A 10,901-nucleotide genomic window follows, 5' to 3' on the forward strand; every position below is an offset into this window, starting at 1 on the left:
CGGAATGTTCAACACGCGTCCACGCGGCTCGATCGGTCGCCGCACGATTTTGGGTTCGGCGCTGGGCGCCGCGGCGGTCTTGTTGGCGGGAAAGCTGGAGGCCGGCGCGGAATCGGGCGCACCACGCACCGTGGCGGCGCGGCGGCGGTTCTTCGGCGACGACCTGGTCGACGACGCTGGTCAGGTGCGCGCCGACCGGGTGGCGCTGTCGTGGGTCGGGTGCACCACCTACGCGCTGGCCATCGGGGGGTCGGTACTGCTGCTGGACGCGTGGGTACCGCGGATCACCAGCAGCGGCTATGTCCCCGCGACGCCGCAGGATCTGGCCGACCTCGCACCGGCCGCGATCCTGATCGGACACGGCCATTTCGATCACGCCGGTGACGCCGGCCGGATCGCGCAAGCCTGCGGTGCGGTGGTGTACGGCACCGCCGAGCATTGCGCGAACATCCGCGCGCAGGTGAGTGATCCGACGTTCGAGACCGTCGCGCTCGGCAGCGAGCTCACCGTGCCCGGCGAGCGGCACGACTTCACCGTCGGCGCGGTCGAGGTGACGGCGGTCCGGCACCTGCATTCGGCACCGACCGCGCCCGACCGTAGTTCGTCGCCGTTCTTCCCGGTGCCCGAGCTGTGCACCATCGTCAAGCATCCGCCGACCCTCGAGGGCGTACTGGAAAACCTGCCTCGGCTGGGCGACGCCGAAGGCGGTTCGCTGCTCTATCAACTGCGAGTCCCCGGGTTTGCCCTGGCATGGCACGATTCCGCCGGACCGCTCACCGAGAAGGCGCCGGGGGTGTTCGATGTCCTCGCCGGTCTACCGCCCACCGACGTGCAGATCGGCGCCGTCCAGGGCCTGAACCAGATCACCAACGGCATGCGCGACCCCCGCACCTATATCGAGGCACTCGCCCCGTCCGTGTTCGTCCCGAGCCATCACGACAACTGGTTGCCCGGCCTCACCGCGAGCGCCGCGACCTACGACACCCCGCTGCACAGCGAATTCGCCCGCCTCCCGGCATCATCGCGCCCCGAACTGCGCCTGATGCACGACCCGAGCGACTACCTGAACCCCAGCCGCCTCACCTTCGCCGTCTAGACAATGAACGAGCGGATGGACTTGCGGGCACCGTGACAACCACCTCGCGACACCGCCGCCCGACAACCCGCGTTGTGCCTCACCGATCCGAAGGATTGCTATGTCCACCAGTAACACTCCGCTGCTACTCCTGCACGGCGTCACGATGTCGGCGCGCGCCTGGGCCGAGGTGGTGCCGCTGCTGGCCCCCCATCACGAGATCATCAGCCCCACCGCGCTCGGCCATCGCGACGGGCCCCCCGCGGTGGAGCGGCCGACGCGATGCGCGCACCTCGTGGACAACGTCGAACGCGACCTCGATGCGCGAGGCCTGCACCAGGTCCATATCGCCGGAAACTCGTTGGGCGGCTGGATGGCGATCGAATTGGCGCGCCGTGGCCGCGCTGTCACCGTCTGCGCCTTGTCCCCGGCCGGGTTCTGGGACTCGGGTAGCGCGAGCCATTCGGCGTCGACCGGGAGGATCGCGCACGCACTGACACTCGCGAAGCTGGGCCGTCCGGTGACGCCACTGGCGCTGCGTTCACCTCTGGTGCGCCGGATCATCTTGCGCGACATCGCGGTTCGGGGCGACCGCGCCACCCACGCAGCCGCCCTCGACATCTCTCGCGACCTGCTCGAGTGCACGGTGACCGCAGACCTGCTGGGCACCGACGAGCAGATCGCCCCGCTCGACCCACTGCCGTGCCCGATCACGCTGGCCTGGTCCGAGCACGATCGAATTCTGCCTGCGCAGATCTACGGCACCGTCGCCCAGCAACGGCTACCGGACGCGCACTACCGGATCCTGCCCAGCGTCGGTCACGTCCCGATGGTCGACAACCCGCGCCTGGTCGCGGAAACGATCTTGGAGACCACCGGCGCGAGTATCGGTCGCTGACGGCGAGATCGCTGCTCGCGCGCCACTACGAAGTGCCGGTGGCGAATTCGGCGAGGCGGGTGGAGACGACCTCGGGTCGGCCGTCGTTCTGGCGAGCCGCGGCGGTGAGCACGTCGATGTGGTTGTAGCCGGGCAGGTGGATCACCTCGTCGCGGGGGCTTCCCGAGTCGGCGACCGGAATACCGCCACTGCTACGGAAAGTCAGGATGGGGTTGCGATCGACGCCGTCGAGGTGAAGGTGATGCGCGGCGTAGGACGGCGCTGTTGTCTGCTGGATGTCGAGAGTGAGGCGGGTGGGGAAATACCATTCGGTGAAGTCGAGGGGTGGTTCGCAGAGGCTGCGGGCCAGTTCGCCGATGGCTGTCACCTCACTGCCGGCCGAGGTGTAGGGGCCGGCCAGATCCGCGGTGTCGTCGTAGTCCGCCCAGCGATAGAGAGTGTCGGGGCGATATAGGGTCGGCGAGATCTTCGGCGCGTCGCCGAACATGCCCATGGCGTGCGGGCTCAGCGCGATCGAGTCCGGAAGGGGGAACGATTTCGGACCGATCGGGCCGCCGGTCACGAAACCTACGCTGGCCTGCAGGAATCCGAGTGGTTGGGAGTTGTCGTCGAGGATCGCGCCGAGCACGGCTTCGTTGGTCGCGTTCAGCTGACGCACATCCGGGTGACCGGTGGCGAACATCGCGGCGTTCTGGGAGAGCAGGGTTCGCAGGGTCGCGGCGATGTTGGGATTGTCGGGAAGGCGTCGGACGAGGTCGTTGACGCCGTCGGGGTTCAGCCGGGCCGCCAGACCGGCCAAGGCGAGCAGATTGGTGGTCTCGGGGTTGATCACCGCGGGCAGGCGTAGGACCGGCAGCGCCGTATCGAGTTGCAGCGAAACGGTTTCCGCTACTGCGGCGATCGGCGCGGGGAGTTCGGGAACTTGCAAGCCACGCAGGCTCGATCCGGCCTGAATGGTGGTGTCGAGCGCGAAATAGCCGGAGCACTGGTTGTATCCGGCGTCGTCTGTTGTTGCCGGATCTCCATCGAAGTCCCACCCCGCGAAATAGCCGGTGACGAACCCGCCCAGTGAGTGCCCGCCGCACAGCACCTTGCGCTTTCGCACCGCCTGGTCGGGGAATTCGATGCGCAGCACGTCGTATTCGTCGCGCAGAGTCTGTGCGAGCCCTTGATCTCGCAACCACGCGGTGGCCTCGCCCTCGGCGTACCCGCCGAACCGGCGACCGTCGGCCTCGGCGCCGTGGAAGTAGTAGTCCGCCGCGGTGTCGAACGATCCGGTCCGTAGCGCGGCGGTCACCCCGGTGTGGTCCTCCAGGCAGTTCGACCGCCGATCCAACGCCCAGAATTCGATGTATCGCCCCCACTCGGCGGCCCGCGCGACGGTGTTGCGCGCAACACTGTCGAAGGCGCCCGCGCCCTCGAAGACGCCGGGTTGCGCGACCAGCACCCGCTCGGCGTCGGACGAGGACCGGGGCCCGTCGACCGCTCGCCACCGCAGATACGACAGGGTGTCGCACGCCTGGGGATGGGGCAGGCTACCCGCGGGCAACGGCACCGCGAGGGTGACTTTCGACGCGATGACCGACGTGACCGGCGAGGACGTCGAGTACACCGTCTCCGTGCGACCGGACGGCTCCCCGTTCGCGATCGGCGTTGCCGCCGACACTCCGATTCCGGTAGCCACCAGCGCTGTCACCAACACCGAGACACCGTTTCGCCGACCTCGCATACGAAATTCCTCACCATAGCGTTCCCCGCTATCGAACCCTGTCTCCCACTACGGGGTACATGGAACAGGCCGACGCCTGTCCGTGCTCACAGCAGCGAGTCGAACGAGCCGGAGCGCCACCACAGTGCACATCGAGTCCGAGCCGACTCGTGCAGTCCTCGAGCGCACCACACGTCAATGCCCCTTGCCGTGCGATGACCCAGATGCGTCGGCGCGCACGTGCGCACGCATTCCTTGCACGCCGAACAGGATCAGTAGTTCGACCGCACCGCCGTCGGCGCTGCCGAGCCAGTGCGGCAAGGAGGTGTCGAACTCGGCGGCCTCACCGGGCGGCAATGTCAGGTCGCGCTCGCCGAGCACCAGCCGCAGGCGGCCGTTGAGCACGTACAGCCATTCGAAACCGTCATGTGTCTGCGGTGTCGGTTCGAGCGGTTCGGGCACCGCGGGAATGATCATCTTGAACGCCTGCACCCCACCCGGCCGCCGTGACAGCGGGATGAAGATCAGCCCGAACCGCCGGATCGGCTACGCCGCCCGTTCGCCGGCAACCAACCCTCAGCCGAACGACCTTCTCACCGAGGTGGTTTCGGAACTGCTGCGCTTCCTCGACGGATGGGCCCGAGCGGTGCCATGGCCCCCGACAAGCCGCGACAACCGCCAGAACATTGACCACGGTCAACCCGCACAGCCCGCGGCTTTTCCGGCCCCGCACTGTGCGCGCAGCAAGCTCTTGCGCGTCGTCGGTGCGCCGCGCGCCACGCGATAGGCTGACCGTGACGCGCACACGGAAGGCGGCCATGACCGAAGGGACCAGGGATCCGCGACCGATCGCGCCGGTGTCCAAGCGCAAAGCGGCCGCTGCCGCCCGCGCGACGCGCAGGCTCGGGGTCGAGGACTGGACCACCGCGGCACTCGGCGTGCTGCTGCGAAAAGGCGTCGCCGCCATCACCATCTCCACCCTGTGCGACGAACTCGGAGTGACCAAGGGCAGCTTCTACTGGCATTTCGACGGCATCGATCAACTTCTCGAGACCACGGCACAATCCTGGTGCGCCGATCACAACGACGCGGCCCGCGGATTCCACGACCTCGAGGAACTCCCGCCGCAGCAGCGACTGGCTCGCATGGGAGAGCTGCTCACCGGGGAGCGGGTCTGGCAGGTCGAGCTCGCGGTCCGGGACTGGGCCCGGACCAACGCCAAGGTGGCCGAAGCCGTGAAAGCCCTGGATCAGCGCATCTTTCACACCCTGTCCGACACCCTCGTCGACATGGGATTCTCGACCGAACAGGCACAGATGCGGGCGGGTCTGATGTGCTTCGCCGGAATCGGCTTCGTCCACGGGAACCAGAACCTTCCCGTGCCCTCCGAGGAGCAACGCCGCGAGTTCTTCCGATTCATCACCAGCAAGCAATCCTGAACCGATCGACTCCATTCGCCGGCGGACAGGCCGCGAGGCGAGTCACCGGTCAGGTCAGCGCGACCAGTTCGTGCAGGGTCGAACCGGTGCGCCGCTGCGGCCCCGAATCGGTGCGCACGCTCAGGTCGAAGGTGGACTCGAACCGGAAGTAGCCCGGGTGCCCGACCAGCCGGTGCATCAGCGGCTTGATCAGGCGCGATCGCACCACCGGAAGATCGTCGAGCAGGTCGTGGGCATGGATGACTCGCACCACGTCCAATCGCAGATCGAGCCGGCCCGGCACGTGCAGTTCGACCCACTCGGGATAGGTTCGTCCCGCGGTGACATCGAAGCGCGCAGGCCCCTCGGTGAGCCTGGTCTCGCCGGTCGACAGCACGATCTCGGCGTGGTGCGCGAGCATCAGCGGGTTGATCTCGTGGCCGCCGCTGCGCTGCTGGGTCAGCACCGAGGCGAACAACAGTGAGTAGTCCTCCACATACAACCGACCCCAGTGCCAGCGTTCGATGATCTTCTTCATGTCGCCGACGCCCCAGTTGTGGTCGTGATAACCACGTCCGGTGACCTCGTGGCGCACGCCGTCGATGTCGATCGCGCCCGTCACCCGGGCTCGCGGCGCCCCGACCATCCAGCCGAAGGAATCCGCGGCGCCGAAACGGGTTTCGCCCTTGCCCGGCATCCAGCTCGGCACTTCGTTGTGGAATTGCAGGTCGAAGACGAGGTCGCCCTCGGCCATCGACAGGTGATGGGTGGCCGCTCCGTCGGCGCGGTACTCGGTACGCGCGGTGTTGGCGCCGATGCGCACGTCGCAGGAGTCGGCGGAGAACGAGGTCGCCGAACGCGGGTAGCGCTGCGACACCTGACGGAGGGTGCCGTCGGGCGCGTAGACCATCATCTCCACCCAGGGACGGGCCAACGGCAGATCCTCGGGCCTGCGTTTGATCAGGAAGCCGACCACCACGTGCCCCGTATCGAGATGGGCGTCGAAATACCAGTGTTCGAAGGCCAGTGCGCTCGGCGACGGATGTAATCCGTTGTGCCGGGGCTCGACCGGGGTCAGCACGCCGTCGCGGCGTCCCGGACCGTTCCACACCTCGACGATGTCCACCTTCGGTGATTTCATCGGCGCAACGCCCCACTGGCATCGAATGCCGCTGTGCGCCCTTGCATTTGGGCGCGATACCAATTCTCACGGTGGGCGAGCACGATCTTCTCGTGGGCCCGCGCGAACGGCGGGCAGACCCGGCGCGCGATCTCCATCGCGGTGATCAACGGGAACCGCGCGATCGGCACGACGATCCACGGGAACGCGGGCGGCATGGTGTAGCGACGCCGGGTACCCGGCGCCATGTACATCGCGGAGTACACGGAATTGATGCGGTAGTTGTACATCTCGCGCAACCGGGTCAGCCCGCGGTGGCCGTCGCGGGGCGCGAACGCCGCCGGGTAGGACTCGATCAGCTCCTTGCCGTGCGGCCCCGAGTCGTAGGACCGCGACACCATCGTCATCGCGAGCACTCGCAGCGCATCCGTCACCGTCTCCGGATACCAGCGCAATCGCACGCCGAGCAGATGGCCCATGTACTTCTGAAAGTGCAGCAGCGCACGGATTTCCGACGGCGTCGTCTGATAACCCAGCGCCCACAGCCCGAGCCCGGGTGTCACACTGCCTGCCAGCAGGGTCAGCATCTGGTAGGTCTGGCTGATCGGCAGCCCCCACCGCCGCATGTCCCATTCGGGGTGACCGGCCACCCTCGCCCGCACCGACACGTGCATGACCCGCACTTTCAACGCGGTGGCGCGGCCCGCCGAGCCGGGGGTGAGCAAGGCGTCGCGGGCGGAGACGTCCATCCAGAAGCGAGTGGTCTCCAGGAACCGGCGCAGCGCACTGTCTCCGGCATAGCCGCCTGCCAGCGACAGCGGGGTCGCCACCGCGGCTTCGGTGTACATCTCGAGGGTCTCGGCACCGGCGAAGCTGAACAGCATGGTGCCCCAGCGTCGCCAGATCGCCGCGCCCTGCTCCACCAGTTCGGGCACCACCCAGTCGGGCACCGTCTCGAACTCGGCGAACAGCGCGCGCATGGACTCCGGTGCGTCCGCGACGGCGTCGATGCCCTCGGCCAGCGCCGTCTCCAGCATCGCGCGCCCGGCCTTCGCGCCGATCTCGCCGTGCATCACCTCGGCGACGAACCGTTCGGCCACCGGGTCACCGGAGAACAGGTCCTCGCACATCGCCGTAGCTTGCTCGTCGCTGGGGAACAGCGGCTGCCTGGTCACGGTCGTGAAGATCCGTTCGATTCGGCGCATCCTCGGTGTGCTGCGCGCTTCCCAGAAGCGAAACGCGGTAGGGCAATGCAAGGGCGGTTGGTCGGGGCACGCGGCCCGAGTGACGACGCGCGGGAGCTGCTCTTCGACGAAATCGGCCAATGTCGGCCTCCTGACCTGAAATTCGCTGCTACGACTGCGATGGGCGCAGACACACCGACCATACTATGAAGCACACATTGCCATACCTAAAAGTATGGACGATCTATTTCGGGATCGTCCTAAGGGAAGGTTAGGAACCGCCCGAGCGGCTTCCCTTCGGCTTGTGACAGCCGACACAGTGATCTCCGACGGCGCATTGCCGCGCCGATAGAGGAGGGTCCAAGGTGACAACGACACAGGCCGGTGGTGAACGCAGAGTCGTGGCGAACGTGCTGCGCGGCTCGATCGGCAATCTCGTCGAGTGGTACGACTGGTACGTCTACGCCGCGTTCAGTGTGTACTTCGCGAAGGCATTCTTCCCCGACGGCGACCCCACCGCACAACTGCTGTCGACCGCGGCGGTGTTCGCGGTCGGGTTCATCATGCGACCGATCGGCGGCTGGGCGCTCGGGCGCTACGCCGACCGGTTCGGCCGCCGCGCCGCCCTCACCCTGTCGGTGACTGTGATGGCCGCGGGTTCGTTGATGATCGCGGTGACACCCGGATTCCAGACCATCGGCATCGCGGCGCCGGTGTTGCTGCTCATGGCGCGGCTGCTGCAGGGACTGTCCGTCGGCGGCGAATACGCCACCAGCGCCACCTATCTGTCGGAGGTCGCGTCGCCGGGCAAGCGCGGCTTCTACTCGAGCTTCCAATACGTGACGCTGGTCGCGGGTCAGCTCGTCGCACTCGGAGTGCAGATCGTGTTGCAGCAGCTGCTCACCTCGGAGCAGATGTACAGCTGGGGCTGGCGCATTCCGTTCCTGATCGGCTCCGGTGGCGCGATCGTGGTGATGCTGCTGCGGCGCGGCATGGACGAGTCGGATTCGTTCAAGTCCATGGAGAAGACGTCCGGCACCGGCGAAGCGGCCGCGAGTAGCTCACGCGGTTCGCTGCGGGTCCTGCTGCAATACCCCAGGGAATGCTTGCTGGTGGTCGGCCTGACCCTGGGTGGAACCGTGGCGTTCTACACCTACACGACCTACATGCAGAAGTTCATGATCAATACCTCGGGCATCTCCAAGGACACCGTGGCCTGGATCAACTTCGTCGCGCTGCTGGTCTTCGTGGTGCTCCAGCCGATCGCGGGTGGTCTGTCGGATCGGATCGGCCGCCGCAAACTGCTCATCTTCTTCGGTGTCGCCGGCACGCTGCTGACGGTGCCGATCATGACGACGCTCGCGCACACCTCCAACGCGCTGGCGGCCTTCGGCCTGATGATGATCGCGCTGGTGATCGTCACCGGCTACACCTCGATCAACTCGATCGTGAAGGCGGAGCTGTTCCCCACCAAGATCCGCGCTCTCGGTGTCGGCCTGCCGTACGCGCTGACCGTGGCTGTTTTCGGTGGAACCGCCGAGATGATCGCCCTCGCACTGAAGAAGGCGGGCCTCGAGTCGCTGTACTTCTTCTACGTCGCCGGATGTATCGCGATCTCGTTGACCACCTATTACTTCATGCGGGAGACCTCGACCGAGTCGACCATCGAGGCCGAAATCGCCGTCGACCCCGAGCCTGGCGAGCCGGATCGGGCGATGGCCGCCGTGCGTGGCTGACCGTCCGGAACACGCGCCGGTCCTGCCGCTATGGGAGGATCGGCGCGTGCGGCTGGCGGTGGTCGAGGACGACGACGGAGTGGGCGATGCCCTGGTGGAAGCGCTCACCGCGCGCGGCTACCGGGCCGAGCGCCTGCGCCGTGGCGCCGACCTGCTCATCGCCCACCGCGACTACGACGCCGTGCTCCTCGACCTCGGCCTGCCCGATGCCGACGGGCTGCAGATCCTGCGTCAGCTGCGCGAGGTGAGCACCGTCCCGGTGCTGATCCTCACCGCGCGCAGCGATGAACGTTCCATCGTGCGCGGCCTGCGTGGCGGCGCCGACGACTATGTGGTCAAGCCCCCGCGGATCGCCGAGCTGATGGCGCGACTGGAAACCGTGCTGCGCCGCGCGGCGGCCGTCGCCCAGCAGGCCAGGACCGAAGTCGTCACCGGCGATGTCCGGGTGGATCTGCGCGCCAGGGTGGTCGAGGTGGCCGACACCCCGATCTCGCTCACCCAGAAGGAATTCGAACTCGTCGAGATACTGGTGGAACGACCCGGCGCCGCCGTGAGCAGGCAGCAGTTGATGGACCGCATCTGGGGCGATGCGTTCGTCGCGGTCTCGCGATCGCTCGATGTCCACATGACCGGGCTGCGCGCCAAGCTGAACCGACCCGGACTGATCACCACTATCCGCGGCTACGGATATCGGTGGGGCGCGTGACTACCGCGGGACAGGCATGCGCCGCCGACTGCTGATCGCGCTCACCGTCTTCGCGGCGCTCGCGGTGCTGGCCTTCGCGATTCCGCTGTCACTGACCGCTGCCACCAGTCGAACGCAGCAGTTCGTGCTCGGCCGCTCCGGTGACGCCGACCGCTTCGCCACCCTCGCCGACGCGGCCGGGTCGGCGGGCGGCGTGCGGGCCCTCGCCGACGAAGTCGCCCGCTATCGCGAGCTGTACGGGGAGAACGTCCTGGTCGTCGACGCGCGCGGGGCGCCGATCGTCAACTCCGGGGTCGACGTGGCCGACCCGCGGATCGCGGCCGCGGTGGCCGCGGCTCGCCGAAACCAGCGGCCGCAGCAGGTGGATCGACTGACGCCGTGGAGCGCGCCGATCATGCTCATCGCGCGTCCGGTCGGTACCGGCGTGCAAGTGAACGGCGCCGTCGTCATCGAGGCGTCGACCGATGCGGCGCGCGCGGCGATCGCCAGGATGTGGGCCGTGATCGTGCTGGGCGCGCTCGGCGCGATGGCCGTGTTCATGCTGTTGGCGCTGGTCCTGAGTCGATGGGTGTTGCGACCGCTGGCCGCGATGTCGGGCGCAGTCGCCGATCTCACCGCGACACTGCCGAAACCGAGGGGCCACACCCCGGCGCCGATCACCCGGAGCTACGGCGGCCCACCCGAAATACGTGCCCTCGCCGAATCCGTCGATGCGATGGCCACCGCCGTCGCCGATTCCGCCGACGCCCAACACCAGCTCGTCGCCGATACCGCACACGCCATGCGCAATCCCCTCGCCGCCTTGACGATTCGACTCGACTCACTGGAATCCGCCGTCCCCGACAGCGCGTCGTCGACGTTTCGCGGTGCGACCGCCGAGGTGGAACGGCTGACCGCCCTGCTCGACGATCTGCTGGAGTTGGCCGTGGCACAGGCGCCCGCGTCGTTCGGCACCGCCGCATCCGCCGAACAGCACTGTGACCCGGAGCAGGTGGCGGCCGACCGCATCGATGCCTGGGCATCGGCGTTCGAGGACGCGGGGGTACAGCTGAGCGC

Annotated in this window: 10 protein-coding genes and 1 pseudogene; 7 read left to right on the top strand and 4 right to left on the bottom strand. The window is 67.7% G+C overall.

Features of this window, described 5'->3' with window-relative positions; genetic code table 11:
* Window positions 1–4: 4 nt before the first annotated feature.
* Both ACFWUR_RS13290 and ACFWUR_RS13295 read left to right on the top strand, forming a co-directional pair.
* Window positions 5–1,096, top strand: a complete 1,092-nt coding sequence (locus ACFWUR_RS13290) for an MBL fold metallo-hydrolase (protein ID WP_378906338.1) — start codon at window positions 5–7, stop codon at window positions 1,094–1,096.
* 100 nt (window positions 1,097–1,196) lie between these two features.
* Complete coding sequence (locus ACFWUR_RS13295; protein ID WP_378906340.1) at window positions 1,197–1,973, top strand: alpha/beta fold hydrolase; 777 nt, start codon at window positions 1,197–1,199, stop codon at window positions 1,971–1,973.
* 25 nt (window positions 1,974–1,998) lie between these two features.
* On the opposite strand, the gene ACFWUR_RS13300 is transcribed toward ACFWUR_RS13295, so the two are convergent.
* Together ACFWUR_RS13300 and ACFWUR_RS13305 are read right to left on the bottom strand one after the other, a co-directional pair.
* A complete protein-coding gene (locus ACFWUR_RS13300; protein ID WP_378906342.1) occupies window positions 1,999–3,702 on the bottom strand; it encodes a hypothetical protein in 1,704 nt (567 codons plus the stop codon).
* A 174-nt stretch (window positions 3,703–3,876) separates the two neighbouring features.
* Window positions 3,877–4,227 (bottom strand): annotated as a pseudogene (locus ACFWUR_RS13305) (cupin domain-containing protein); the annotation flags it as partial.
* Here ACFWUR_RS13305 and ACFWUR_RS13310 point away from each other — a divergent pair.
* Together ACFWUR_RS13310 and ACFWUR_RS13315 are read left to right on the top strand one after the other, a co-directional pair.
* Complete coding sequence (locus tag ACFWUR_RS13310) at window positions 4,199–4,468, top strand: hypothetical protein (RefSeq protein ID WP_378906344.1); 270 nt, start codon at window positions 4,199–4,201, stop codon at window positions 4,466–4,468. The pseudogene ACFWUR_RS13305 and the gene ACFWUR_RS13310 sit on opposite strands and share 29 nt — an antisense overlap.
* A gap of 31 nt (window positions 4,469–4,499) precedes the next feature.
* The gene (locus ACFWUR_RS13315) at window positions 4,500–5,120 is read left to right on the top strand and encodes a TetR/AcrR family transcriptional regulator (protein WP_378906346.1); all 621 of its coding nucleotides are present in this window, start codon (window positions 4,500–4,502) and stop codon (window positions 5,118–5,120) included.
* Window positions 5,121–5,169: 49 nt separating this feature from the next.
* On the opposite strand, the gene ACFWUR_RS13320 is transcribed toward ACFWUR_RS13315, so the two are convergent.
* Together ACFWUR_RS13320 and ACFWUR_RS13325 are read right to left on the bottom strand one after the other, a co-directional pair.
* A complete protein-coding gene (locus ACFWUR_RS13320) occupies window positions 5,170–6,240 on the bottom strand; it encodes a lipocalin-like domain-containing protein (RefSeq protein WP_378906348.1) in 1,071 nt (356 codons plus the stop codon).
* Window positions 6,237–7,424 (bottom strand): oxygenase MpaB family protein, encoded by a 1,188-nt coding sequence (locus tag ACFWUR_RS13325; RefSeq protein WP_378906350.1) that lies wholly within the window; start codon window positions 7,422–7,424, stop codon window positions 6,237–6,239. The genes ACFWUR_RS13320 and ACFWUR_RS13325 overlap by 4 nt, the downstream gene beginning before the upstream one ends.
* A 344-nt stretch (window positions 7,425–7,768) precedes the next feature.
* Here ACFWUR_RS13325 and ACFWUR_RS13330 point away from each other — a divergent pair, with 344 nt between their 5' ends.
* From ACFWUR_RS13330 to ACFWUR_RS13340, 3 genes are all read left to right on the top strand, one after another.
* Entirely contained in the window at window positions 7,769–9,139 is a 1,371-nt protein-coding gene (locus tag ACFWUR_RS13330) for an MFS transporter (protein ID WP_378906352.1), read from the top strand.
* Between the two features lie 46 nt (window positions 9,140–9,185).
* Window positions 9,186–9,845 (top strand): response regulator transcription factor, encoded by a 660-nt coding sequence (locus ACFWUR_RS13335; protein WP_378906383.1) that lies wholly within the window; start codon window positions 9,186–9,188, stop codon window positions 9,843–9,845.
* Window positions 9,846–9,861: 16 nt separating this feature from the next.
* Window positions 9,862–10,901 (top strand): histidine kinase dimerization/phospho-acceptor domain-containing protein (locus ACFWUR_RS13340; protein WP_378906354.1); only part of this gene is annotated, 1,040 nt, incomplete at its 3' end.

This window comes from Nocardia sp. NPDC058633, from assembly GCF_042717045.1.
GTDB lineage: Bacteria > Actinomycetota > Actinomycetes > Mycobacteriales > Mycobacteriaceae > Nocardia.